Raw genomic sequence first — 25206 nt, 5'->3', positions numbered from 1 at the left:
ATGCCGACGATGAGCGTTTCGTTTCTTGCGTCCGTGCGCGCGATGTTCGGCCCGTCCCCCGCGTTCGATCGACCGCAGCGCGCGGGCACGCCGCCGCGGCCCGACGCGCATGCGCCGGGCGCGGCGCTCGGCGCGCGCGCGATCGACGTCGCGGCCGGCGATTTCCGCTTGTCCGCGCGCCACGTGCGCTTCCGGCTCGGCGCGATCACCGCGATCGTCGGGCCGAACGGCTCGGGCAAGACCACGCTGCTCGAAACGCTGCTCGGCTTCCGGCGCGGCGGCAGCGACGTGCGCGTGCTCGACGTGCCGGCCGAACGCTTCATGCGCGATTCGCGCTCGCTGCAGCGAATCGGCGCGCAATTGCAGAAGGTCGAGTATCCCGATCATCTGCGTGTATCCGAGATCGTCGCGCTGCACCGCGCGATGTACGCGCACACCGATGCGGCGATCGCCGACGCGCTCGGCATCGCCGAACTGCTCGACAAGCCGTGCCGCGCGCTGTCGAAGGGGCAGCGCCAGCGCGTCGACCTGTACGTCGCGCTCGCGCACCGGCCCGAGCTGGCCGTGCTCGACGAGCCGTTCACGGGCCTCGACCGCCGCTATGCGGGCGTCGTGATCGATCTGCTGCGCCACCGCGCAAGCGGCACGAGCGTCGCGATGATCTGCCATTCCGAGGAAGAACTGAGCGTGGTCGACGATCTCGTCTGGGTGCGCGACGGCGGCGTGCGCTACCAGGGCGACCAGGACACGCTGCGCGCCGAGCTCGTCGGCGACGCGCGCGCGGTGCTGCATTGCCGCGACGAAGCCGATGCGCGCGCGCTGCGCAAGCGGCTCGCGGCGCTGCCCGGCGTGACCGGCGTGCGCGTGTCGGCCGCGCACGTGGTCGAGGCGTTCGGCGACGCGACGCTGCATCCGAACGTGCACCGGATCGTCGGCGAACGCGGCATCCAGCATCTGGCGCTCGCGCCGAGCACGCCGGGCGACCTGCTGCGCCTGTGCACCGAGGGCCCGACCCATGACTAAGGTGTTCCTGATCCTCGTGCGCAACGAGCTGCTCGGCTATCTGCGCAGCCGCTCGTCGCTGTTCTGGACGCTCGTGTTCCCGGTGTTCCTGCTGAGCGTGATGCTGTTCGCGTTCGGCGGCTCGGGCTCGCTCGGCACGGCCGACATCGCGTTCGACGTACCCGGCGGCGCAACGCCGTACAGCCGCGCATGCGAAGCGCAGATCGTCGCCAGCCTGTCGCACAGCGACACGGTGAAGGCGACCTTCAGCGGCCGCGGCGCGCCGGCCGATCGCGTGACCGTCGTGCTCGGCGCCGACGAGCGCACGCCGGCGACGATCCGCTACGACTTCAACGGCCCGCTCGCGGTGAAGGCCGCATCGCGGGTCGTCGAGATCGCGCTTGCGCGCTGCGCCGCGCAGCGGCTCGGGCTGCCGGCCGCGCAGGCGCGCTTCGAGAATGCCGCGCCGACGCGCCGGCCGTTCGACTACGGCGCGTTCTTCGCGACCGGCATTCTCGTGATGGCGTTCATGGCGATCGGCCTCAATTCGACGACCACCGCGATCGCCGCGCTGCGCGAGCGCAATACGTTCAAGCTGTACGTGTGCTTTCCGGTGTCGCGCGGCGTGTTCCTCGCCGCGCTGATCGTCGCGCGGATGGCGATGATGGCGCTGTCGGCGCTCGTGCTGCTGACGGTCGCGCGCGTCGCGTTCGGCATCGCGCTGCCGATCGCGACGCCGGACGGGCTGCGCGCGTTGCCGATCGTGCTGCTCGGCGCGGCGATGGTGCTGAGCATCGGCGTGCTGCTGGCGAGCCGCGCCCGCTCGCTCGCCGCGGCCGAACTCGCGTGCAACGTCACCTACTACCCGCTGCTGTTCTTCAGCGACCTGACGATCCCGATGCACGACGCGCCCGCGTGGCTGAAGGCCGGGCTCGCGTTCCTGCCGACCAACCAGTTCGCAGTCGCGCTGCGCGGCGCGCTGGTCGACGGCGCGCCGTACGCGCAGCTCGCGCCGCAACTGCTCGGCATGACCGCGTGCACCGCGCTGTTCCTGTTCGCCGCCGTGCGGCTGTTCCGCTGGCACGACGCTTGACGCGTCGCCCCGCTGTTTCGACGAAGGAGAATCATCGATGAAATCGAACCATCCCATAACCGGCTACCTGCTGCACGCGAGCAATTTCCTGCCGGCGATCGTGTTCCTGTTCTACGGCCGGCTCGGCCCGGAGCAGCCGGACCTGCGCTGGACCCACGCGTTCCTGATCGGCGGCGTGCTCGCGCTCGTGCACGGCGCGTGGCTGATGCGCCGCGCGGAACGCAACAGCATCGCGCTCGGCGTCGACCTGTTCCTCGTGATCGGTGCGGTGCTCGCGCTCGTCTCGCCGACAGGTAGCCGTCTGTGGGGCGAGGAACTCGGGCCGGCCGCGATGCTCGTCTGCGTGCTGGTGGTCGGCATCGTGCATACCGCGTGGTCGGACGGCGGCTTCGTCGACGGCACGTTCGTCGACCATGCGCGCGCGCGTTCGCTGTCGCTCGTGCTGCTCGCCGTCACCGTCGTCGCGCTCGCGGTGTCGATCACGATGCGCCACAGCCCGCTGTGGGGCGGCGTCGTGCCGCTGATCGCGCTGGTCGTCGTGCGCGGCCGGCTGCGCAAGCAGCTCGCGCGGGCAAGCTGACGATGAACGCGCTGCCCGCACACGCAGCCCACGCCGCGCAGCGGCACGCGCTCGCCGCGGCACTCGGCGACGGCTGGCTCGACGGCGCGGCCTGCGAGCCGTATGCGACCGACGTCGCGCGATACGGCGGCGTGCCGCTCGGCGTCGCGCGGCCGGCGTCGACCGCCGACGTGCGCGCGCTCGTCCGCGTCGCCGTCGCGCACCGGATCGTGCTCGTCGCCCAGGGGGCGCGCACCGGGCTCGTCGGCGCCGCCGTGCCCGATCGCAGCGGCACGCAATGCGTGGTGTCGTTCGAGCGGATGCGCGCCGTTCGCGGGTTCGATCCTTCGAATCGCAGCATCACGGTCGACGCCGGCGTGCGGCTGTCCGACATCAATCGCGTGGCGGGCGAAGCCGGGCTCTGCGTGCCGATCGATCTCGGCAGCGATCCGGCGGCCGGCGGCCTCGTCGGCGCAAACGCGGGCGGCAGCCGCCTGATCAAGTACGGCGACGTGCGCCGTCACGTGCTCGGCGTCGAAGTGGTTCTTGCGGATGAAGCCGGCACCGTGATCGACGCGCTCGCGCCGCTGCGCAAGCGCAACGCGGGCTTCGACGTCGCGCAGTGCTTCATCGGCGCGAATGGCGCGAACGGGCTCGTGACGGCCGTGTCGTTCGCGCTCGCGCCGCTCGAACGGTCGTCGTGCGCGGCGTTCGTCGCGTTCGCGTCGTACGACGCGGCGCTCGCCGGCCTGCTCGCATTCGAACGCGCGTTCGGCGAGATGCTGTCGGCGTTCGAATTCATGTCGGCGGCGGCGGTCGGTTGCGTCGCCGCCGCGTTTCCCGCGTTGCGCGCGCCGTTCGACGCGAGCGCTGCCGCGTGCTACGCGCTCGTCGAGACCGCGACCGGCATGCCGGGGCTCGATGCGCTGCTCGAGGAACGCACGGTCGCGACGCTCGACGCGCTCGCAAGCGAACGGCGGGTGCTCGACGCGGCGTGTGCGCCGGCGGAACGGTTCTGGCGGATTCGCGACGCGTTGCCGGTCGCGGTCGCGCAGGACGGCGTGCCGCTGTCGTTCGACGTGTCGTTTCCGCGCGGCGCGCTGGCCGGATTCGTCGCCGACGCCGAGCAATGGCTCGCCGCCGCGCATCCGGCGCTGCGCTGCCATGCGTTCGGGCATTTCGGCGACGGCGGCTGCCATCTCGTCGTATCGATTCCGCACGCCGAAGCAGAACGCTACGGGCCGCTGCAGCAGGTGGCGCTGCGCGGCGCGCTGTACGACCGCGTCGTGCGCGCGGGCGGCTGCTTCAGCGCGGAACATGGCGTCGGGCCGGTCAATATCGCGTACTACCGCAAGCACGTGCCGGCCGCGCACCGGCAACTCGCCGGCGCCGTCCAGCAAGCGATCGACCCGCTCGGGCTGGTCGGGCGGGTCCGTTACTGATGCGCCGCTTCACGGCGCCACGGAGATTTCGCATGATGTTTCGACACCCGCCCGGCCCGGGCACGCCTTCCGAACCCGACGCCGATCCTTCGTCCTCAGGCATCCCGGCCACGCTGCCCGACTCGGGCGTGGTGGTCAACGTGCGGGGCGTCGCTTGCGTGATCCCGTTGCCGCCGCGCGACCATGCGCGCCCGGCGCTGTGGCGCGAATTGGCGGACTGGCGCGACGAACGGTCGATCGCTCGCGACCTCGAACCGGATGGACGGCAGGATTGAGCAGCCGGCTCGCGACGGCGCGGCAAGCGCGCCGCGCATGCAACCGCGGCGCCGGACCACCTCGGTCGTCCGGCGCCGCGACGGGCGAAACGCGCAACGCAATCAGAACACCGCGTGCCCGCTGATCAGGCTCGGCAGCCACGTCGAGAAGAACGGCATGTACGTGACGATGTTGATCGCGCTGAAGATCGCGAGGTAGTACGGCCACGCCATCTTCGTGGTCTCGCCGATCGATACGTTGCCGATCGCGCAGCCGACGAACTGCACCGACCCGATCGGCGGATGCACGAGGCCGAGCGAGCAGTTCAGCAGCAGCATGATCCCGAACTGCACCGGGCCGACGCCGCACGCCATTGCGATCGGCAGGAACAGCGGCGTCGTGATCAGGATGTGCGCGGCCATGTCGACGAACGTGCCGAGGAACACCTGGATGATGTTGATGTACAGCAGCATCAGCCACGGCGCGGCGGTCGACTGCTTCAGCAGCCCTTCGATCGCATCCGGGATCTCCAGGTACGACATCTGGAAGCGCAGCATGTTGGACACCGCGATCAGCAGCAGCACGACGCCCGTCGTGCGCGCCGCATGCGACAGCGCGCGGCGCAGCTTCTCGGCCGTCAGCGTCCGGTAGACCACCGCGGTCAACACGAGCGAGTACACGACGGCGATCGCGGCCGCCTCGGTCGCTGTGGCGATGCCCTTCGCGACGCACACGAGGATGATCGCGATCACCATCAGCCCGGGCACCGCGCCGACGAAGCTGCGCAGCACCGCATACCAGCCGGGAAACCGCGGCAGCGCGGACGAGCCGTCCTCGCGGCGCGGATAGCCGTGACGCACGGCCTGCCAGTACGCGGCGGCGAGCACGAAGCCCATCACCCACAACACCGGCAGGAGGCCCGAGAACAGCAGGTCGCCGATCGACACGCCGCTCACCGGCTGGCCGTGCAGCATCCCGGTGATGCCCTGCGCGGCGAACGCGTAGATGATCATGTTGGTCGACGTCGGCATCAGCGCGCCGGCGAGCGACGCGTGCGTGGTCACGTTGACCGCGTACGCGGCGCTGTAGCCTTCGCGCTTCATCAGCGGAATCACCACGCCGCCCATCGCCGACGTATCGGCGGTCGGCGAGCCCGACACGCCGCCGAACAGCGTGCATGCGACGACGTTCGCCATCCCGAGGCCGCCGCGGAAGTGGCCGACGGTCGCCTGCGCGAAGCGCAGGATCCGGTCCGCGATGCCGCCGTGCAGCATCAGTTCGCCGGAAAAGATGAAGAACGGCACCGCGAGGAACGAGAACGCGTTCATCCCCGAGATCATCGCCTGCATCGCGGTCGCGATCGGCAGGCCTTCGACCAGGTAGGTGAGCACGCACGCAATGCCGAGCGCGAACGACACGGGCACGCCGAGCACGAGGAAGATCAGAAAACTGACGGACAGGATCGCGAGTTCCATGGCGTTATTGTCCCGACGAAGTACGACGAAGCGCGAGCAGGTGCTCGAGCGAGAAGAAGATGATCGCAACCGCCGCGGGCATCGTGATCAGGTAGCGCACGCCTTCGGGCAGCCCGATGATCGGGATGCGGTCGCCCATCGTCTCGGCGGCCATGCTGCCGCAGCCGATCATGATCATGATCGCGAACGCGATCAGGCTCAGGTGCTGGATCGCGATGACGACCGTGCGCGCCTTCGGCGACAGCCGGCGCACCAGCGAATCGAGGCCGATATGGCCGCCGTCGCGCACCTTCATCGCCGCGCCGAACATCGCGATCACGATCACGAGCAACAGCGCGATCGGCTCGACGAAATCCGGCGCATTCTCGAACACGTAGCGCATCACGACCGCATAGAACACCAGCACCGTGAGTACCGCGAGGCATGCTGAAGCGATTCCCGCCAGCACGCGGAACAGCACGTCGTTCACGCAGCGCAGCAGCGGCGCGGCGTGCGGCCGCGCCGGCGCCGCGCCGTCGGGGGCGGCGGCCGACGCGCCCGCGGCCGCCGCGCTGTTCAGGGAAGTGCGACGCGTCACTTGGTGGCCTCGATCTCGTCGACGATCTGCTTCATCTGCGGCGTCTTTTCATACTTGGTCCACAGCGGCTGCATCGCCTTCACGAACGCCGCGCGGTCGATCTGCGCGGCCGGCAGGATCTTCGCGCCGCCCTTCGTCACCAGCTGCTGCGCGGACGCCTCGCGCGCGGTCCACAGCTTCTGGTAGTACGGCACCGAATCGGCCGCCGCCTTGCGGATCGCCGCCTGCTCCTGCGGCGACAGCGTGTCCCAGATCTTCTTCGAGAACACCAGCACTTCCGGCGTCATCGCGTGCTGCGTCTCCGAGTAATCGGGCGCGACTTCGTAGTGCTTGGTTTCCTCGTACGACGGCAGGTTGTTTTCCGCCGCATCGACGAGGCCCGTCTTCAGGCCCGTGTACACCTCGGCGAACGGCATCGGCGTCGGCGTGCCGCCCATCGCCTTGATCTCGTCGACCATCAGGTCGGACGGTTGCACGCGCACCTTCAGCCCCTTCATGTCGGCCGGCGAGCGCACCGGGCGCTTCGCGTAGATCGAGCGCGCGCCGCTCTCGTAGAACGTCAGTGCGATCATCCCCTTCGCGGTGAACGCATCGAGGATCTTCTGGCCGGCCGGCCCGTACATCGCCTTGCGGAAGTGCGCGACGTCGCGGAACAGGAACGGGAACGACGGAATCAGCGATTCCGGCACGATCTCGTTGAACGACGCGCCGTTCACGCGCGCCATGTCGATCGCGCCGATCCGCACCTGGTCGACCGTGTCCTTCTCGGAGCCGAGCGCGCTGTTGCCGAACACCTTGATCGAATCCTTGCCGCCCGTCTGCTTCGACAGTTCCTCGCCCATGAACTTCACGGCCATGTTGGTCGGGAAGGTGTCGCCGTGCACGTCCGCCGAACGGAACACGCGCGCCTGCGCGGACATCGCGAAACCGGCCATCAGTGCGACGGCCAGGGCGGTACGGGAGCCGGTGAATCGGTGCTTCATGGTGAGTCTCCTTGATGGTCGATCGTTGTTGTGCGGCGATCCGTCGGCAGGCGCCTGCGTCGCCGGTACGCTTCCTTGAACCGCAGAGTCATACGTCGTATGACGTGTCGAGCGAATGTACGTCGGTTAACCGTTTAACTCACTTGGTGCATACCCCTATAACCGCTGCTATCAAGGGCTTTTGACGGGAATCGAGGAATCGCATTCTCTGTTTCCGCGCTTTTTCGCGAAACGTTTTCCGGAAACGGGTCGGCATGCAAACGGGATACCGACGTGGCGGTTTCCCGACATCCGGCGGCCTTGTTTCGCTTCGCTTGCCGTCGTTATAGGATGACTGATCACGATGTTGTCACGCCGCCGCGGCGCCACGAGCGCGCGCCGGCCCGCATCCCGCACGACGCGATTCGCGCCCGTGGCGCGCGGCCCGACGAACCGCGCCGGCGGCCGCTCTCCCCCGCTTCAGCGTTGCCCGCTGCCCGTCACCGCCCGCGCTCGCGTCGCGGCGACCCGCGCCGCCCGAACGACCCGATACCAGCCCGGCATCGCGCAGCCGATGCCTCTTCAGGAGATCTCCGTCATGACACTTTCCGTTGCCCGGCCACATTCCCGGCCGGATTCCCCGCCCAGCCGACGCCCGCGTGCGCTCGGCCTGCTCGCCGCGCTGCTCGCCACCGCCGCCGCGCTCACCGCGTGCGGCGGCGGCGACGCGAGTACCGGCGGCGGCGCGGCGTCGACCGCACCGCCCGCGACCAGCGTGTTCCAGGTCGGCACGACGACCGTCGACCCGAACCTGCCACCCGAACCGGCGTTGCCCGCCGACACGCAGGTGTGCAGCACGCTCGAAGCCGCCAATACGCTCGTGAGCCGCCCCGACGGCTCGCTGCCGCCGGAGGCCGATCCGTCGACGGCCGGCGTCGGCAAGGCCGTGTCGACCGCGACGGCCAACCCCGACCAGGCGCGCATCCAGGCCGCGCTCGACGCCTGCGGCGCGGCGGTCGACGCCGAAGTGGGCGCGACGATCGCGGCGGCGGACGCCGCGGCCACCGCCGCGCAGAAGACGGCCGCCGCGCCGAACGCGAACCTCGCCGGCGCGTCCGGCGAGGAACTCGCGAAGCCGAAGTACCGCGCGAGCAAGTTCGCGGTGCGGCTCGTCGTCAATCGCGCGGGGCCCGGCAACGGCTTCATCAGCGGGCCGCTGACGCTGCCGTCCGGCGTCACGCTGTGGATCGACAAGGGCGCCACGCTGTATGCGTCGCGCGACGTGAAGGCGTATTCGCCGAACGCCGCCGGCCCGTACTGCGGCAACACGGCCGTCAGCGCGACGAAAGCCGGCAGCTCGTCGAACTGCGCCGCGCTGATCACCGGCACCAACCTCGTCAACGCGGCCGTGGTCGGCGACGGCCGGATTGACGGGCGCGGCTACGCGGAGCTCGTGACGTCCGATGCGAAATACCCGCTGATGAAGGTCGACCTGACCTGCTCGAACACCTACGCGGCGTACAAGAGCGGCACCGTGGCGCCCGACGGCACCGCATGCGACGACGGCGGCACGGTCGTCGATTCGAAATCGACGGTGCGCAACATGACGTGGTGGGATCTCGCGTATCTCGGCAACATGGTGCAGAACGGCACGACCGGCTTCGGCTCGCAGTCGAATTTCCGGCTGATGGTGTTCAACTACGCGAAGAACCTCACGCTGTACCGCATCACGCTGAACAACAGCCCGAATTTCCACGTGGTGCCGAGCGGCGTCGACGGGCTGACGATCTGGAACGTGAAGGTGCAGACGCCGACGCTCGCCGCGTTCGCGAACCCGGCCGGCAACGGCAACCCGCTGTACAACGGGCAGACGTTCAACGCGGACAACGTGAAGAACACCGACGCGTTCGACCCGGGCTCCGCGTCGAAGCCGACGTCGGTGGCGCTGTCGACCGGCAGCACGACGACGTCCGCCGCCGCGATCTCGTTCGACGGCTACCTGAAGAACTTCGTGTTCGCGTACAACTACGTGAGCACCGGCGACGACGACATCGCGCTCAAGGGCAGCAACAATCCGGCGCCCGCCGGCTCGGGGCTGTTCGGCATCGACGGCAATCGCGACGTGCGCGCCGATCGCAAATGGGGCGTCGTGATCGCGCACAACCACATCTACTGGGGGCACGGCATCTCGATCGGCAGCGAGACCAACGGCGGCGTGACCAACGTTCAGGTGTACGACAACGCGTTCCGCGATTCGGAAGAAGGACTGCGCATCAAGTCCGACTATGCGCGCGGCGGCGAAGTGAGCAACATCCACTACGCGAATATCTGCATCCGCGATGCGAAGAACGCGCTGCTGTTCACGCCGTACTACAGCACCAAGGCCGTGCCCGCGAGCGGCCCGCTGTATCCGAACTTCCACGACATCTCGCTCGCGAACGTCGTGATCGAGGGCGCGGCCGGCGTGAAGCTGCAGGGCTTCGAGGCGAACACCGGCGGCTACGGCGAGCCGGCGTTCCCGCTCGTGATGTCGCTGACCGACGTGGTGGCCGATACGCCCGACGGCATCGCGACGATCGCGTCCGACGCGAACCTCACGCTGCGCAACGTGAACCTGCCGGTGTTCCCGTCGACCGCGAACCGGGTGGTCGTCAACGGCAGCGCGGTCCATGCGATCGATCCGGCCAGCGTGCTCGACTGCAGCAAGGCGTTCGTCGACTTCCCGGGCATCGACCAGTCGAACCCGTTCGGGTCGACGTGGGCGCCGGCGCTGTAACGCGCGGCCCTGCCGTCGCCGTCGCGCGTGCCGGCTCGTGGGCACGCGCGATGCTCGCCGTGACATCACGCAACGCGAAAGGAGCCTGTGATGTCGACCACGAAGCCATCAGCGACCCCCGACCCGGCTGCCTCGCCGAACGCCGGCGACGAAGGCCCGGCCGACGCGCCGGGCATCGGCGAGGACACGTGCCGCGTCTGCCGCGGCACCGGCCGGGTGGAGGGTCAGCCATGCACCGTCTGCGGCGGGACCGGCAAGATACTGCAGGGAATCGGCGGCGGATAGGTCAAAACGCCGCCGCGCGCGCGTGCATCGATCGTTCAGGTCTGCATGACGAGCGACGTCAGTTGCGCGGCGCGCGCGACGTCCGTCTTTGTGTAGATCGATTTGATCTGCGCGCGGACCGTGCCGATCGACACGCCGCGCAGCGCCGCGCATTCCTGCGGCGAATGCCCGTCGCAGCACAGCAGCACGGCGAGATCGGCTTCGGCCGACGACAGCCCGTAGAACACCCGCAAGCGCTGCGCGCGCGCCACCGGCGAGCGCAGGTCGGCGGCCGTCATCAGCGCCGCGACGCCGGGCCGTTCGCGCGCGAGGCGCGACTGTTCGGGAACGGGAATCAGCGCGAGCGGCAGCGGTTCGCCAGTGGTACGCCGCAGCAACAGCCCGCCGCGCGCGAACGCGTGCCGCCATTGCGCATCGTCGACGCAGCCTTCCGGCGCGAACCGTCCGTTCACGATCCGCAGCGCCGGTTCAGCGGCGATCAGCTGCTGGGCGGCGCGATTCATATAGCGCAGCTCGCGCTGCGCGCCGAGCAGGAATACCGGCACCGGCACCGCATCGAGCGCCGACTCCGCGGCGGCCACGCGCGCTTCGAGCTCGCCGATGCGTGCGTGGATGCGCAGCGCGCGGCTGATGTGAGCGCCCATGATTTCGATGGTGCGGCGCTGCGCGTCGGACAGCCCTTGCGCTTCCGGGCCGCCCTGTACGCTCAGGAACGCGCCGGCGCCTTCGCCGCGATGAATGTACAGGCCCGAGATGCTGCCGAGCCCGAACGGCTGCAGGAATTCCCGGTAGAACACGCCATGTGTGCGCTCGCGCACCGACAGGTGCTTGACGTCCTCGAACCAGCGCCCCGCCGGCCAGTCGGCGGCAACCGGCACGACCGGGTCGTACAGGTAGAACTCGGTGTTGTAGCTGTGGTGGCACGCGGCGACCCACGACGGATCGTCGCCGGCCGCCTGTTCGATCGCCGGCAGCCTCGCCGCATCGTCGAACGACAGCAATGTGGCCATGCGTGCGCCGACCGACAAGCGCAGCCCGTCCAGCACCGCTTCCCATCGTTGATCGCCCAGTGCCGCGGCGTAGATGTCATCGATCCATGCCGATGGAATCAACCCGTTCATCTGCATCTGGCCACCCCGCGCCGTGCGTTTTCGTCGAACGTCGTTCGGGCATCTTACTCAATCGGCCTCATTGTTCAAATTGCCGATGCGGGTTTGATCGAAATACCACGTTTGTTACCGTTTCTCGTCTGACGTAATGGTCGTTTTTGACACGGCGGCCGTGGAATCGGCGTTGACGCAGACGGCGGATGGCGGCCTGCGCGAGTGGCGCGGGTGGCGCGGGTGGCGCGGAACGAAAGGTTGTCGCAAGTGGCGGCGTTCGAGGCCGATCGTGATGCGATGGCACGCGGTTCGGCGCCGGCTCCCGACGATGCACTTACTTCATCGTCGCGAATCGCGCTTCCATCTCGTCGATCTTCGCGAGCACCGCTTCGCTCAGCTTTCGGACGTGACGCGGCACGTCGGGCGTCGACAGCAGTTCCTCGATGCGCCCGCGCCAGTAACTCGGATGCCTGACGCGTCCCGCGCCCGACATCGACACGTCGTCGACGTCCGTCTCGCTGTCCAGCAGCGCCACCATGCGCTGGATATGCGAGAGCTCTCGTTCCACATAGTCTCGTGCGAGCATATTGATCGAAATTCCCCGAAATACGACATCAGGCCTTCCGTCATCAACGCGCCGTCGTTCGCGGCGCCAACGACGCACCGCCTACGTTGCACATCAGCTTACGCGACGACTGTGGCGATCGACACGGAACGACAGGCCTGCTCGATTGTTCTGGTGATATCCGGTCCCCGGTGCCTTGTTGATCATCGTAGGCGTACCGCGCGGCGCCGGCATCCCCAAAAGTGGGGATGCCGGTTGATATCGGTCAGGTCGCGGCTTCCGGAAATGACGGAGATGAAGACAGGAGCGGGACGCTACCGCACGACGAATCGCGCGCTTTCACATCTGACGAATCGACCGCCGAGAACGACGTGCCTTTTCGTCGCACGCGATGCCGCGCACGTCACACGTCAGTCCCGCGGCTCCAGCCTTTCCCGCCCGTCCGGGGGCCCGGATGCACCACCAGGTTCGTGATGTTCCAGCGCGGCATCGTTCCAGTCGTCATCCACTCGATAGGAAGGCCGAGCATTGGCGCGAAACAGCGCGCCGCGGAATTTCCCGCCGTCGCTCGCGAGCGCGTCGTACAGAGACGGTCCGATGCGCATGACGCCGTCGATCCGATCGCGTGAATGGCGCTCGCATGAGCCTGCGTACGTCGCGATGCTGTCGCGCCCTGCATGTCGATTGGCGCGCTTTGCGAGTGAAGTGGCGCGCAAAAGGCGGCATCATGGCGCATCATCTCTGCAACGGAATCCCGTCCATGAATATCGATACCGACCTGCCCGTCATGGTGACGGGCGCAACCGGCTACGTCGCGGGCTGGCTCGTGCAGCGGCTGCTCGAGGCCGGCCTGACGGTCCACGCGGCCGTGCGCGACCCCGACAGCCCCGACAAGCTCGAGCATCTGCAGCGCATCGCGGCCGGCAAGCCCGGCACGATCCGCTATTTCCGCGCCGACCTGCTCGAACCCGGGTCATATGCCGACGCAATGGCCGGTTGCGGGACCGTGTTCCATACCGCGTCGCCGTTCACCGTCACGGTCACCGATCCGCAGAAGGAGCTGGTCGATCCGGCGCTGCTGGGCACGCGCAACGTGCTCGAGACGGCCAACCGCACGCCGTCGGTGCGGCGCGTCGTGCTGACCAGCAGTTGCGCCGCGATCTACGGCGACAACGCCGATCTCGCCGCAACACCCGGTGGTGTGTTCACCGAAGCGATCTGGAACACCAGTTCGTCGCTGACCCATCAGCCCTATTCGTATTCGAAGACGGTTGCCGAGCGCGAAGCGTGGAAGATCGCCCGCCAGCAGCAACGCTGGGATCTCGTGACCGTCAACCCGTCGCTCGTGATCGGGTCCGGCATCAACCCGTATGCGACATCGGAAAGCTTCGAGATCGTGCGGCAGATGGGCAACGGCACGATGAAGGCCGGCGTGCCGGATCTCGGCCTGGGCGCCGTGGATGTCCGCGACGTGGCCGACGCGCATCTGCGTGCGGCGTTCCTGCCGAACGCCAACGGCCGCTACATCGTGTCGGCGCACGACACGAGCCTGCCGGCGATGGCCGCCACGCTGCTGGATCGGTATGGCGCCGACTACCCGATTCCGCGGCGCATCCTGCCCAAATGGCTGGTGTGGTTGGTCGGCCCGCTCGCGAACAAGAGCGTGACGCGCCGCGTGGTCGCCCGCAACATCGGGCTGCCCTGGCGCGCCGACAACAGCCGCAGCCGCAACGAACTGGGGATCCGCTATCGCCCGCTCGCCGAGTCGATGAACGATTTCTTTCAGCAACTCGTCGAAACCGGGCAATTGCGGCGATGAACCGCTTCGCGATTTCGCCGGGCTGGCAGGTCGTGATGGTCGATCTCGGCCTGCGCGCCGACGAACTGCTGCGGCACGCGCAATTGCCCGCCGATCTGTTCACGCGGCCGGAGAACGGGCTGACGACCCGTGAGTACTTCCGCATGTGGCGTGCGATGGAGGACATGGCGAACATGCCGGCCGTCGCACTGCGCATCCTCGATCTGCTCTCGGTCGAAGCCTTCGATCCGCCGCTGTTCGCCGCGTTGTGCAGTCCCAACCTGGAGATCGCGATCCGGCGGATCAGCCAGTTCAAGCCGCTGATCGGCCCGATCCGGTTGCGTGTATCGCACGAGGCCGACGCACTCACCCTCGCCGTCGACTTCCTGGAACGTGAGGTGCCGCCGCCCGGCATGCTGGTCGCGGCCGAACTCGGCTTCTTCGTGAAACTGGCACGGCTCGCGACCCGCACCGAGTTGCCGGCGCGCGCCGTCACGCTGCCGCGCGACGTTCGCCCGCACCCCGGCTATGCGCGCTTTTTCGGCGTGACGCCACAGTACGGCGATGCGCCTTCCGTCAGCATGGCGCTGCAGGATGCGCGGCGTCCGTTCGTGACCGCGAACCATGCGATGTGGCAGATTTTCGAGCCCGACCTGCGCCGCCGCCTCGACGCGTTGTCGGCCGAAGCCGGCATCGTCGAGCGCGTGCGCGCGGCGCTGCTCGAATTGATCCCGGGCGGGCTCGCCACCACGGACGGCGTCGCCCGAACGCTCGCGATCAGCAAGCGGACGCTGCAGCGGCGGCTCGGCGATGAAGGCGCGAACTTCAAAACGCTGCTCGCGGAAGTTCGCGAGAAGCTCGCGTGGCATTACCTCGATCGCTCGGATCTGCCCTACAGTCAGATCGCTTTCCTGCTCGGCTACCAGGATCCGAATTCGTTCTTCCGCGCATTCAGTGAATGGACCGGAATGACGCCCGAAGCCGCCCGTTCGCGCACGGCGCGCTGATCGACGCCAGGCGGCGCGTTCCGTCGGCCAGCCACGGCGAATCAACCGGCGGCACCGCCGCGGTTCAGCCCGAAAATGAAATCCGCTTCGACCGATGCACCCTTCGGCAATTGCAGCACGCCGACCGACGAACGCGTATGGACGCCGGCGTCGCCGAGCACCGCGTACAACACGTCGGACGCGCCGTCGGCCACTTCGCTTTGCATCGTGAAGCCGGGCGCGCTGCGCACGTACACGGTCATGCGCGGCACCGTCGCGATCGCATCGAGCGTGCCGCAATGCTTGCGGATCAGCGACAGCGCGCGCAGCGCCGAGATGCCGGCCGCGCGGCGGCCATCGTCCAGCGAAACGGATTCGCCCACGACGCCGACGAAATGCACCACTTCCCCGATACGCGGCACCTGGCCGGCAATGTAGGCCGTGCTTCCGTCGACCAGCACGGGCGTGTACTTTCCGCCGATCCTGATCGTTTCGTCCGGATCGAATCCGAATTCGGCTGCAACTTGTTTCAGCGTGTCATCCCTGTTCATCAGTGAATTCCCCAATCCCTCTGAAAAAAGATAAAGAATAATTGAGTCTCCGCAGCGTGTCTCGCCGGAGAAGATCGGACGCAAACGATTCAAGTCAAACCACTTCTCAGGTGTTCGAAGCAGTCGTGCATTGCCATATCGGCAATGGAATTCGTAGTCGGCGCAATTTTCTTTATCATTTCCGGTTGAAACCGCTATCATGTATGGACACAACCTGAAGAGTGATATATGGCAACTTACAAGGAACTGAAAGCTCAAATGGACGCTTTGGCCGAGAAAGCCGAAGCAGCGCGCGTCGCTGAATTCCAGGCGATCGTCGACGACATCCGCACCAAAGTCGCGGAATACGGCATTACCGAAAAAGACATTTTCGGTACGCGCCGCGGTCGGCCGGCCAAACAAGCGGGCGCTCCCGTGCAGGCAAAGTATCGCGATCCGAAGACCGGCGCGACCTGGTCGGGCCGCGGTCGCGCGCCCGCATGGATCAAGGATGCGAAGAATCGCAATCGATTCCTGATCCAGGAATAAGATTGCCGGCATGATCCGGCGCGCGATTCAACGCGCTGTCCGGCGATTTGGGCATTGAGTCGGGCATCGATACCGGCGGGTTTCCAAGGCCGTTCCGGTTGACGAGGTTTTGCACGATCGGCGTGTCGCGCACGGGTCAATCGACCGATCGTGCCGCACGCCAATCCTTTCTTCAGCGTTCGTAATAGATCGCAAGCCAGACGGTTTGCATTTCGTCATGCGTCCACGCGACACGATGACGGCAATGCGGCTCGATCAGCACGTAATCTCCCGCGCGCATATCGAGCCGCGTTGCATCCGCTTCGAATTCGAGCACGGCCGCGCCGGACAGCAGCACGACCCATTCGGCGCGCGAGTCGTCATACCAAAACCCGTCCGGGCTCGCATGCCCCATCGATACGATTCGCTCGACGTTCACGTGCGGGCCCGTGACCAGCATGTCGATTCGCTCGTCGCCGCCGCGCCGCCCTTCGGCGCTGAATAAATTACCGGTTTGAAGTAGCATCGCCGCGCCTCGTCGTGGATGGTCGGGTAAAGATGCGGGTTTAAAGGCGACGGGAAATGTTCGCTGCGGCCCGACATCGCCCGGGGTTGCACGCGCGTCGTTAAATGTTTTGTAAAAAAGATGAAGAATGAGTGCAACTTTATCCACGCTCATTCACAGGTGCGATAAAGCACATCGCAACGATCTTTTAGCGACGCGCACGCCATCATGCGCCATTTCGGCAAAGCCGGTCGAAATCTGCCACGCCCGTGCGTCTGGCCGGCTATCCGGTATTGCCCTTGCAACACTCAGGTTTGCACGCAATGGTGACGATGTCGATCTTTGCGCCAACTCTGTTCGTCGCCTGCAATGTCGATCGCGACGGCTTGTTCCCGGGAAACCCCGCGTCGCGTGCAATTGAATTCGGCAAAGACCAGTCTGGCATCTGCGTCGATCAATGCCGACGAGCGTAGCGCGGAACCACTGCGCTGCCCATTCCGGATACAGAGACAGTCGTCGCTCCCTGCCCAAGGCGACCTTGAAGCCGCTCGACGAAACTTGCCACAATCCAAAAAATCCGCGAGCGCTATGTCGTCGACTGAACTTTCCTTGCGCTCGGGCAGCGCGATCCGGGACGACCCGGACATCGAAGCATTCGTTCAGTTCAACGTCGGGTTGGTTCATATCATGCACGTAGCCGATTTTCGAACTGCCGGCCCTCACGAGATTCCCGTCTCGCTGATTCCGACGATCAATCGCCATCTCGTGCGGGCGGCACGAGTCCTGGTTCAACGCGACGACCGGTCCGTGCCGGTCCGTTGACAGCGGCGAGGCATGCCACGCCTGCCATCGCCTGAATCACCCCGGCGCTTCGGGCACACGCTTCGCCGCCTGTTTGAAGGCCCGCCTGGCAACCGCCGTCAAACCCGCCCCCTCAACCAGCCCAGCAACGCCGCCTGCGCACTCCCGTCCGCCACCGGCGCCGGCGTCAACAGGTAGTAATCCGATCCATCCTCGACGAACCCCATCGGCGCAACCAGCACACCGCTTTCGATGTCGTCGCGCACCAGATGCCACGGCCCGATCGCCACCCCAAGCCCCGCGACGGCCGCCTGCAGACTGAAGTAGAAGTGATCGAACCGCTGCCCGCGCCCGTTCGCGGCCGGCTGCTTCGCCGCCGCCGCCCACGCGTGCCATGCGTCCGGCCGGGTCTGCGTATGCAGCAGCGCAGCGTCGGGCTTCAACGCGCGGCCGCCGCGACGCGACGCAAACCATGCGCCGACCTTGTCCGGCCGGCAAACCGGCCCCACCCGTTCGGCGAACAGACGTTCCGCGTGATACCCGGCCGGCCACGCGAAATCGTTGCGACGAATCGCCATGTCGATACCGTCGTCGAACGAGAACGGCCCGCCCGCGGCGGCCAGATGGATATCGACGCCCGCATGCCGCGCCTGGAAATCCGGCCAGCGCGGAATCAGCCAGCGCATCAGGAGCGTCGGCTCGCACGACAGGACCGGACGTCGCGCACGGGCGGCCTCGGTGCGCAATGCGTGGGCGGCGTGACGCATCAGCCCCAGGCCATCATGGACGGCCTGGGCGAGCGTGCGGCCGGCATCGGTCAGGAACACGCGACGACTGCGTCGCACGAACAGCGCCACGCCCAGGTCGTCCTCGAGCAGACGTACCGCGCGGCTGACCGCGCCATGGGTCAGGTACAGCTCGTCGGCCGCGCGGCTGAAATTCTCGTGACGCGCCGCCGCCTCGAAACAACGCAGCGCCATCAGCGACGGCAGGTTCGTCCGAATCGACTGTGATCCAGACTCACCATTCTGGTCAGAAAACATCGTTTTCCCCGATGAAGCACGATGGATACGATTGTGCCATCAACCCATTCATCGCTGGAGCAACACCATGACCGAACTGATAGTCGTAGTCACCATTACGCTGCTGGCCGTCATCAGCCCGGGGCCTGACTTCGCGATGGTCACGCGCAACAGCCTGATGCTGTCGCGTCGTTCCGGCGTGTTCACCGCATGCGGGATCGGGCTCGGCGTGACGGTCCACGTGAGCTACACGCTGCTGGGCGTCGGGCTCCTGATCCGACAATCGCTGTGGCTCTTCAACGCCGTCAAGCTGATCGGCGCGATGTACCTGATCTACCTCGGCGCAAAGATGCTCATGACGAAAGCCGGCGACGCGCAAGCAGACACCCGCGTGGCGCCGCTGTCCGATCTCGCCGCGCTGCGCACGGGCTTTCTGACCAACGCGCTGAATCCCAAAACCACGGTGTTCATCGTCAGCCTGTTCATGCAGGCCGTGCGCCCCGACACGCCGCTGATCGTGCAGATCGGTTACGGCGCATTCATCGCGGCCGCACATGCCGGCTGGTTCAGCCTCGTGGCGATCTGTTTCTCCGCCACGGCCGTCCGCGATCGCCTGCTGGCGCTGCGGCACTGGATCGATCGCACGTTCGGATGCCTGCTGGTGGGCTTCGGCGTCGCGCTCGCCATCGCACGCGGCGGGCGCTGACCCTCGGCCCGCGCGGATGCAGCGCGCGGCGACGTCAGAACGTGCGCGCAATCGCCCGCGCTTCGTCGATCGCGCGGCTGCGGTCGACCTTCCCGTCCGGGAACAACGTGCGCTCGACGACGATCCCGGTGACGTCCGTCACGCCCACGAACCTGAGCCACGTTTCCATGTAAGGGCGCTGCAGATCGAACTCGGCAGCCGGCGTCAACGACCCCGGCGACTGATAGGCCAGCCCGCGCGCGTAGACCACCGCCGCCTTTTTGCCGATCAGCTTGCCGGCAAAACCCGCTGCATCGAACGTGAACAACACATCCTTCTGCGAGATCACGTCGATCAGGTGCTTGAGTTTGTACGGAATGCTGAAATTCCACAGCGGCACGCCGAACAGGAACTTGTCCGCTGCGTGGAACGGCGCCGCGAGCCGCTCGATCTGCCGCCACGCTGCCGCCTGCTCCGGCGTCAATGCCGTGCCGCTCAATCCCGCATATTTCGCGGCCAGCGCGGCGGCATCGAATTCAGGCATCGGCAGATCCCAGATATCGAGCTTCCGAATCTCGTGATCGGGATGCACTTGCCGGTATGTGTCGAGAAACGCGTCGCATACCTCGATGGACGCCGAATATGCCTTGTTGGGTGAGCCTTCGATATAGAGCACGCGTGTCATGACGCCGGTCCTTGCCAGAAGTGACGACGGCGCGCGGGATGCGCGCTCGCCCACTGCACTTCGCAGCCTAGCGGGTCGGCCTATAATCCGGAAACGATATTAATTGATCGAATTAACCCGGATTGGTGATGAATGCCCCCCCTCTCGACACCGCGCTGCTTCATACGTTCGTTGCAGTCGCCGACGTGCGCAGCTTCACCGGCGCCGGGCGCCGGCTGAACCTCAGCCAGTCCGCGGTCAGCGCGCAGATCGTGCGCCTCGAGCAACAGGTCGACCAGACACTGCTCGTGCGCAATACGCGCAGCGTGACGCTCACCCCGCACGGCGAAACGCTGCTCGGCTACGCGCGTGCGATGCTCAACCTGAGCGCGGAAGCGCGCGCCAGGCTGGGAACGGGTAACGCGGTCGACGTCAAGCTGCGGATCGGCGTGTCGGAGGATTTCGCAGGCGGCTGGCTGCCGGACCTGATGCGCCGCCATGGCGCCGCGCGACGCGGCCTGCGGCTGGAGCTCGTCGTCGATATCGGCGACAGCCTGTTTCGACGGCATGCCGACGGCGAATTCGATCTCGTGATCGGCAGCCGGTGCTCGCACTCGGGCCATGGCGCGACGTTGTGGCAAGAGCCGCTCGTCTGGGCGTTCGCGCGGCATGAGCCGCTGCCGGAAGGCGACGTGCCGCTCGCGTGCTTCCCCGATCCGTGCCCGTATCGCGGCGCCGCCATCACGGCGCTCGCGCTGGCCGGCATGCGTTACCGGATCGCGTGCGAAAGCCCGAGCGTGACCGGCATCCGCACCTTCGCACGGGCCGGCATCGCGATCGCACCGGTGCCGCGCAGCGCGATCGACGACACGCTTCGCGAACTCGGCTTGCCCGACGGCTTGCCGGCACTGCCGGAGATGGAATTCGTGATGATGCACGACGCGCGGATGCCGGCGGCCGTCGAATTCGCCGCAATGATCCTGGACGAAACGGCCGCCCGCACCGGAGCAAGCACGCGCAACCGGGCGTAGCGGGCAGCGCCCGCGGGCGTCTCGCCGGCGCCGGCCCCTGCATGGCGTCCCGCCCGGCTCGAATAGCGGATGGCGACTGCCTTCAAATCACCTCGAAACACAACCCGGCATGGCGAACCAGGCGCTCGATATAGCGCTCGTCGAACATCGTCGCGGGCGTCCAGAAACCGCCACCGCGGCCGGTCTTCACGCCGTCGCGGCGGCAATCGAGCGCGAGGCCGAGCGCGGCCTGACCGAGCATCTTGCCGGTGGAGCCGTAGCCGGGATCGCGATCGCCGGTGACTTTCACGCGCAAGGTTCGCCCGTCGTCGGTGCGACCGAAGAAGCGCAAATCGTAGCGGCCGGCCCGTTGGGCGTCGACGCTCGGCCCCTCGCCGGGTTTCGGCAGCAGGAAGCGCGCCATCAGGCCGCGCACCGGCCCGATGAGGACGCCCACCATGAATGCGCCGAGGCCCGCCACCATCGTCAGCGCGGTCACGCGTCCTTTCAGGCCCGTGCCCGTCATCACGGCTTCGTCATAGGTGAAGCGGCTGCCGTACGCATTGCCCGCCAGCGCATTGGAGCGGTGCACGACGCGCTCGTTGATCGCGGCCATCACGAACGGTGCAATCCACGCGCCGCAGTCGCGATCGAATTCGGCGGATCGCACCGCGTGCTGCCGCACCGTGAAACCATGCCGTTGCGGGCACAACGAATAAGGATCGAGCAGTTCGCGGCGCAATGCCGGATCCGCCGCCGCCTCGCGCACGACGTTGATCACGCTGGCCACGGTGCCGCCCGACGCACCGCCCTTCAGCGTTTTGACGCGCATCTTCACATGAGCGGCCGGCTCGCCCCATTGCTGCCGCGCCTGTTGCTGCAGGAAGAACACGCCCATGTCGGAAGGCACCGAATCGAAGCCGCAGCAATGCACGATGCGCGCGCCCGATTGCCGGGCCGCGGCTTCGTACCGGTCGATCATCCGCCTGATCCACTGCGTCTCGCCGGTGAGATCGCAATAGTCGGTGCCGGTTTGCGCGCAGACCCTGACCAGCGGCTCGCCGTACAGCGCGTAGGGGCCGACGGTGGACACGACCACCCGCGTTTGCGCGCACAGTGCCTGAAGCTGCGCTTCGTCGGCCGCGTCGGCGACGATGATCGGCACCGACTGCCCGGCCGCGCCGAGCGTATCCCGGACCTGCCTGAGCTTCGCGTCGGAGCGGCCCGCGATCGCCCAGCGCAACGTATCGCCGGCGCCCGCGTCCGACAGGTAGTCGGACAGATAGCGGGTCAGGATTTGCCCGACGAAACTGGTGGCGCCAAATACGACGAGATCGTAGGTCGGTTGAGGCATGGACGACTCCTTCCGTGCGCGCACGTCGCACGCATCCGTATCGTTAGCGTGGCTTTCCGGATTCGTCGAACGCCCTCAAAGGCGTCGGCAGATTCAGGACCAGTTGCGCATCCTTGACCACGTCGAGACGCATGATTGTGGATGCGCCAAGCCCGTCGAGCAACTGGCTCAGCGGCCCGCCGTGCCGCACCAGCTCGACGTTGCGCGGCAACAGGCGCTGCGCGAACGACAGCATGTTGGTCTGCACCGACGACTGATGCCATTCGCCGTCGATGCGATTGACCATCGTCGTCGTACCCATGTGCGATTGCGACGGGACGTGGGTCAGCGTCGGCAGCGGCACGCTCAGGCTCAGATCCGGCCGCCCGCCCGGGCCGGCGATACGCGCGCGCGCGGTGGCATCGATGTTCACGTCGATCTCGGCGAGCCACTTCGGCAACTGATAGCCGTGTACGCCACGTACCCGCGCAATGTCCGTCGTGACCGGCAGCGCCAGCACGTGCGCGAAGAAACTCCGGCGCCGCATCGAGTCGATCAGTTCCAGCGCGTGCGAACCTGTCGCGCCGGGCCGGCGAATGACCACCGCGACCGATACTTCGTCATACGGATCGTTGTCGCAGACCGAATACGAAAAGAACGTCAGCGCGACGAGCCCGTATCCGGGCAGCGCCCGCAGCGGTTCGAGCGGGATCGGCAGCATGGTCCGCAAGCGGTCGAGCGGTGCAAGGAACAGCAGTTGAATGCTGCTGGAACGGTAGTAGAAGTTCGGCGCCCAGGTCGGGCCCACGCGTGACGCCACCTGACGCTTCGGAATTCGCCGGAAAAAATCGATGTTCCCCGCCGCGGGATCGCGCGCCACCGCGTCCAGGTCCGGATTCATCCGGAACCGGTCGTAGTACCCGCCCTCGGGCACGTCGACCGTGTGCGGCCCGAATTCGACCTGTGTAAAACGTCTGTCCATGTTCGTCGCCTCTCGTCGATGCTCGACCGTGGCAGGCGAAATCCTCGGCCTGCCGATTCACTGCCCTCAGCAAGGACTCTAAGCTTCAAGTCAGCTTCAAGGTCAAGGCGATGAGTAGAGGAAGATGTCGGACTGCGGTGGCGCGACGGCTCGTCCCGTACACGGCCGGCATTCGGTCACCGTCGGCGGAACCCGCTTGGCTTATAGTGCGGAGTGCCCATTCAACGAGGAGAACGCCAATGAAACTGCAGGCCAGCGGTCCATTCGAAGTGAAGCTGAATCCGGAATCCCTGAGTCGCGTCGCCGAACCCAGCGGGCTCGGCCGCATGTCGCTGGGCAAGCATTTTCACGGCGATCTGGAAGCCGTCAGCCAAGGCGAAATGCTCGCGTTTCGCAGCAGCGTTCAGGGTTCGGCCGGGTACGTGGCGATGGAAACCGTCACAGGCGTGCTCGGCGGACGCAAGGGCAGTTTTGTCCTGCAGCACAGCTCCACCATGACGCGCGGGCAGCCGGCGCAGTCGATCACGGTCGTGCCCGATTCCGGCACGGACGAGTTGCTCGGGCTGTCCGGTTCGATGCACATCGACATCGACAACGGCCGGCATGCGTACCGCTTCGACTACGCGTTGCCCGACGCACCGCAATAAGCGCGCCCGTCACGCGAGCGCCGCTTCGCGCAGACGGAACTGCGCGACCGCCGCACTCAGCCGCGCGCCCTGTTCGTCGAGCGACAGCGCCGCGGCCGCCGCCTCCTCGACCAGTGCGGCATTGCGCTGCATCGTCTGCTCCATCTGGATCACCGCGGCGTTCACCTGTTCGATGCCCGACGACTGCTCGTCGAATGCCTGGCTGGTTTCGCCCATGATCGTGTTGACGCGCTCGACCGCCGCAACCAGCTCGGCCATCGCCGAGCCGGCCAGGGCGACGAGGCCGCTGCCGTCTTCGACGCGTCGCGCGGAATGGCCGATCAGATCGCGGATTTCCTTCGCCGCCGCCGCGCAACGTTGCGCGAGCCCGCGCACCTCGCTCGCGACAACCGCGAAACCGCGCCCTTGCTCACCCGCGCGCGCGGCTTCGACGGCGGCGTTCAGCGCGAGGATGTTGGTCTGGAACGCGATGCTCTCGATCACGCCGACGATGCCGGAGATGCGTGTCGAGCTGTGCGAGATTTCCGACATCGTCTCGACGACGCGCTGCATCGCTTCGCCGCCGCGCGATGCAATGCCGGCCGCGCCCTCGACGTAGGTGCGCGCATCGCGCGCGTTGTCCGCGTTCTGGCGCACGGCCGCCGTCAGTTGCTCGACGCTCGCGGCCGCCTGCTGCAGCGACACGGCCTGCTGCTCGGTGCGCGCGGACAGGTCTACGTTGCCGCTCGCGATCGTGCGCACGTCGCCGACGATCGTCTCGGTGCTCGCGCGCACCTGGCTGACGGTCTCGACGAGGCCGTCCTGCATCCGCTTCAGCGCATTCAGCAGATACGCCATCTCGTTCTCGCCCGGCACGACGACGGTGCCGGTCAGGTCGCCCTTCGAGATCTTTTCGAACTGGTCGACCGCGAGATTGATCGGCCCGATGATCGCCTTCGCGAGCACGCGCTGCGCAACGAAGCCGACGACGAGCGCCAGCACCGCGACCGCCCCCATCCCCCATACGATCCGGTGGAAATTCGCACCGGCCGCATCGTAGCGCGCCTTCTGACGCGTGACCTGGAACGATTCGAGCGCATCGATCGCCTCCTGGTAGGCGGCGAACAATGCCGGCGGCGCGGTGCGCTGGGTGTCGAGGAAGTTGAACGCGTCGTCGCCGTCGAGCTGCGACAGCGCCTTCAGGAACACGCGATCGAGCAGCGCGCGCCGGCGATTCTGCAGCGTGTCGAACAGCGCCTGCTCGCCGGCGTCGCGCGGATGCAGGCGCATGTACGCGTCCAGCTCGTCGTCGCTCTGCTTGAGCAGCGTGTGGAGTTGCGCGACTTCCGCCTTCGCGGGCTGGCCGGCGCTGATGATCTGCGCGACGTCGCTCATGCGTTCGCGCAGCACCAGCATCCGCTCGGAGCTGGTCTTCAGATGCAGCAGCGACGCGGTATCGTCGCGGTACATCGCCTCGAGCGAACCGTTGCCCATATAAAGCGCCGCGATGCCTGCGCCGACCACCAGCACGAGCAGCACGGTGTAGCCGGCGATGGTCGCGACGAGTCCACCACGGATAGTGAGTTGTTTTCGCATGACGTTCCCTTGAGCCGGCCGGGCACGGCCAGCGGCGGATGTGAAT

Annotated in this window: 27 protein-coding genes; 14 read left to right on the top strand and 13 right to left on the bottom strand. The window is 67.1% G+C overall.

The annotated features are described in order from the left end of the window. Window positions 1–9: 9 nt before the first annotated feature. Genes DTA15_RS09910 through DTA15_RS09890 form a run of 5 tightly spaced genes read left to right on the top strand, consistent with a single transcriptional unit; the run spans window position 10 to window position 4371 of the window. Entirely contained in the window at window positions 10–1023 is a 1014-nt protein-coding gene (locus DTA15_RS09910) for an ATP-binding cassette domain-containing protein (protein WP_020980038.1), read from the top strand. Next, entirely contained in the window at window positions 1016–2095 is a 1080-nt protein-coding gene (locus DTA15_RS09905; RefSeq protein WP_012493694.1) for an ABC transporter permease, read from the top strand. The genes DTA15_RS09910 and DTA15_RS09905 overlap by 8 nt, the downstream gene beginning before the upstream one ends. Window positions 2096–2132: 37 nt before the next feature. Further along, complete coding sequence (locus tag DTA15_RS09900) at window positions 2133–2675, top strand: hypothetical protein (protein ID WP_006491295.1); 543 nt, start codon at window positions 2133–2135, stop codon at window positions 2673–2675. A 2-nt stretch (window positions 2676–2677) separates the two neighbouring features. Next, window positions 2678–4096, top strand: a complete 1419-nt coding sequence (locus DTA15_RS09895; protein ID WP_012493693.1) for an FAD-binding oxidoreductase — start codon at window positions 2678–2680, stop codon at window positions 4094–4096. 32 nt (window positions 4097–4128) lie between these two features. Further along, window positions 4129–4371: a hypothetical protein gene (locus DTA15_RS09890; protein WP_006482540.1), complete on the top strand. Its 243-nt coding sequence runs from the start codon at window positions 4129–4131 to the stop codon at window positions 4369–4371. A 102-nt stretch (window positions 4372–4473) separates the two neighbouring features. Here DTA15_RS09890 and DTA15_RS09885 read toward each other — a convergent pair whose 3' ends face one another. From DTA15_RS09885 to DTA15_RS09875, 3 genes are read right to left on the bottom strand one after another with little or no spacing between them, the layout of a single operon-like run. Next, window positions 4474–5826 carry a TRAP transporter large permease gene (locus tag DTA15_RS09885; protein ID WP_006482542.1) on the bottom strand — a complete coding sequence of 451 codons (1353 nt, stop codon included), beginning with the start codon at window positions 5824–5826 and terminating at the stop codon, window positions 4474–4476. Window positions 5827–5830: 4 nt separating this feature from the next. Then, window positions 5831–6403, bottom strand: coding sequence for a TRAP transporter small permease (locus DTA15_RS09880; protein WP_012493692.1), 573 nt, complete (start codon window positions 6401–6403; stop codon window positions 5831–5833). After that, entirely contained in the window at window positions 6400–7386 is a 987-nt protein-coding gene (locus DTA15_RS09875) for a TRAP transporter substrate-binding protein (protein WP_006481984.1), read from the bottom strand. Before DTA15_RS09875 ends, DTA15_RS09880 begins: the two co-directional genes overlap by 4 nt. Window positions 7387–7963: 577 nt before the next feature. Here DTA15_RS09875 and DTA15_RS09870 point away from each other — a divergent pair. Further along, window positions 7964–10141, top strand: a complete 2178-nt coding sequence (locus DTA15_RS09870; protein ID WP_012493691.1) for a glycoside hydrolase family 28 protein — start codon at window positions 7964–7966, stop codon at window positions 10139–10141. Window positions 10142–10231: 90 nt separating this feature from the next. Next, the gene (locus DTA15_RS09865) at window positions 10232–10426 is read left to right on the top strand and encodes a hypothetical protein (protein WP_006483370.1); all 195 of its coding nucleotides are present in this window, start codon (window positions 10232–10234) and stop codon (window positions 10424–10426) included. 35 nt (window positions 10427–10461) lie between these two features. On the opposite strand, the gene DTA15_RS09860 is transcribed toward DTA15_RS09865, so the two are convergent. From DTA15_RS09860 to DTA15_RS39005, 3 genes are all read right to left on the bottom strand, one after another. After that, entirely contained in the window at window positions 10462–11547 is a 1086-nt protein-coding gene (locus DTA15_RS09860) for a helix-turn-helix transcriptional regulator (protein ID WP_227743139.1), read from the bottom strand. 316 nt (window positions 11548–11863) lie between these two features. Next, a complete protein-coding gene (locus tag DTA15_RS09855; RefSeq protein WP_006483379.1) occupies window positions 11864–12115 on the bottom strand; it encodes a hypothetical protein in 252 nt (83 codons plus the stop codon). A 389-nt stretch (window positions 12116–12504) separates the two neighbouring features. Further along, window positions 12505–12699, bottom strand: a complete 195-nt coding sequence (locus DTA15_RS39005; RefSeq protein WP_020980006.1) for a hypothetical protein — start codon at window positions 12697–12699, stop codon at window positions 12505–12507. 155 nt (window positions 12700–12854) lie between these two features. Between DTA15_RS39005 and DTA15_RS09845 the strand changes: the two genes are divergently transcribed. Then, a complete protein-coding gene (locus DTA15_RS09845) occupies window positions 12855–13913 on the top strand; it encodes an NAD-dependent epimerase/dehydratase family protein (protein WP_006483392.1) in 1059 nt (352 codons plus the stop codon). After that, the gene (locus tag DTA15_RS09840; RefSeq protein ID WP_006483393.1) at window positions 13910–14899 is read left to right on the top strand and encodes an AraC family transcriptional regulator; all 990 of its coding nucleotides are present in this window, start codon (window positions 13910–13912) and stop codon (window positions 14897–14899) included. Before DTA15_RS09845 ends, DTA15_RS09840 begins: the two co-directional genes overlap by 4 nt. A gap of 41 nt (window positions 14900–14940) precedes the next feature. On the opposite strand, the gene DTA15_RS09835 is transcribed toward DTA15_RS09840, so the two are convergent. After that, window positions 14941–15429 carry a RidA family protein gene (locus tag DTA15_RS09835; RefSeq protein WP_006483369.1) on the bottom strand — a complete coding sequence of 163 codons (489 nt, stop codon included), beginning with the start codon at window positions 15427–15429 and terminating at the stop codon, window positions 14941–14943. 228 nt (window positions 15430–15657) lie between these two features. Here DTA15_RS09835 and DTA15_RS09830 point away from each other — a divergent pair, with 228 nt between their 5' ends. Next, on the top strand, window positions 15658–15957 hold the full coding sequence (locus tag DTA15_RS09830; protein ID WP_006483375.1) for an H-NS histone family protein: 300 nt from the start codon (window positions 15658–15660) through the stop codon (window positions 15955–15957). 172 nt (window positions 15958–16129) lie between these two features. Here DTA15_RS09830 and DTA15_RS09825 read toward each other — a convergent pair whose 3' ends face one another. Continuing rightward, entirely contained in the window at window positions 16130–16462 is a 333-nt protein-coding gene (locus DTA15_RS09825) for a cupin domain-containing protein (RefSeq protein ID WP_006483368.1), read from the bottom strand. Between the two features lie 567 nt (window positions 16463–17029). Here DTA15_RS09825 and DTA15_RS09820 point away from each other — a divergent pair. After that, on the top strand, window positions 17030–17263 hold the full coding sequence (locus DTA15_RS09820) for a hypothetical protein (RefSeq protein WP_006483382.1): 234 nt from the start codon (window positions 17030–17032) through the stop codon (window positions 17261–17263). A gap of 98 nt (window positions 17264–17361) precedes the next feature. Here DTA15_RS09820 and DTA15_RS09815 read toward each other — a convergent pair whose 3' ends face one another. Beyond that, complete coding sequence (locus tag DTA15_RS09815) at window positions 17362–18285, bottom strand: LysR family transcriptional regulator (protein ID WP_006483361.1); 924 nt, start codon at window positions 18283–18285, stop codon at window positions 17362–17364. 67 nt (window positions 18286–18352) lie between these two features. Between DTA15_RS09815 and DTA15_RS09810 the strand changes: the two genes are divergently transcribed. Next, entirely contained in the window at window positions 18353–18970 is a 618-nt protein-coding gene (locus tag DTA15_RS09810; RefSeq protein WP_006483366.1) for a LysE family translocator, read from the top strand. A 34-nt stretch (window positions 18971–19004) separates the two neighbouring features. Here the strand turns inward: DTA15_RS09810 and DTA15_RS09805 are convergent, their stop codons facing one another. Next, entirely contained in the window at window positions 19005–19634 is a 630-nt protein-coding gene (locus DTA15_RS09805; protein WP_006483359.1) for an FMN-dependent NADH-azoreductase, read from the bottom strand. A gap of 128 nt (window positions 19635–19762) precedes the next feature. Here DTA15_RS09805 and DTA15_RS09800 point away from each other — a divergent pair, with 128 nt between their 5' ends. Continuing rightward, window positions 19763–20644 (top strand): LysR substrate-binding domain-containing protein, encoded by an 882-nt coding sequence (locus tag DTA15_RS09800; protein ID WP_012493689.1) that lies wholly within the window; start codon window positions 19763–19765, stop codon window positions 20642–20644. An 82-nt stretch (window positions 20645–20726) separates the two neighbouring features. Here the strand turns inward: DTA15_RS09800 and DTA15_RS09795 are convergent, their stop codons facing one another. Next, entirely contained in the window at window positions 20727–21977 is a 1251-nt protein-coding gene (locus DTA15_RS09795; RefSeq protein ID WP_006483363.1) for a saccharopine dehydrogenase family protein, read from the bottom strand. 43 nt (window positions 21978–22020) lie between these two features. After that, window positions 22021–22938 carry an acetoacetate decarboxylase family protein gene (locus DTA15_RS09790; RefSeq protein WP_006483364.1) on the bottom strand — a complete coding sequence of 306 codons (918 nt, stop codon included), beginning with the start codon at window positions 22936–22938 and terminating at the stop codon, window positions 22021–22023. A gap of 239 nt (window positions 22939–23177) precedes the next feature. Here DTA15_RS09790 and DTA15_RS09785 point away from each other — a divergent pair, with 239 nt between their 5' ends. Then, the gene (locus DTA15_RS09785; RefSeq protein ID WP_006483387.1) at window positions 23178–23585 is read left to right on the top strand and encodes a DUF3224 domain-containing protein; all 408 of its coding nucleotides are present in this window, start codon (window positions 23178–23180) and stop codon (window positions 23583–23585) included. A gap of 9 nt (window positions 23586–23594) precedes the next feature. On the opposite strand, the gene DTA15_RS09780 is transcribed toward DTA15_RS09785, so the two are convergent. After that, the gene (locus DTA15_RS09780; protein ID WP_006483390.1) at window positions 23595–25160 is read right to left on the bottom strand and encodes a methyl-accepting chemotaxis protein; all 1566 of its coding nucleotides are present in this window, start codon (window positions 25158–25160) and stop codon (window positions 23595–23597) included. Between the last annotated feature and the right edge of the window lie 46 nt (window positions 25161–25206).

Origin of the sequence: Burkholderia cenocepacia (assembly GCF_900446215.1) — a bacterium.
In the GTDB taxonomy this organism is placed as follows: domain Bacteria; phylum Pseudomonadota; class Gammaproteobacteria; order Burkholderiales; family Burkholderiaceae; genus Burkholderia; species Burkholderia cenocepacia.
Note: the sequence above shows the minus strand (reverse complement) of the source record. Positions and strands in the feature narration are given on the sequence as shown.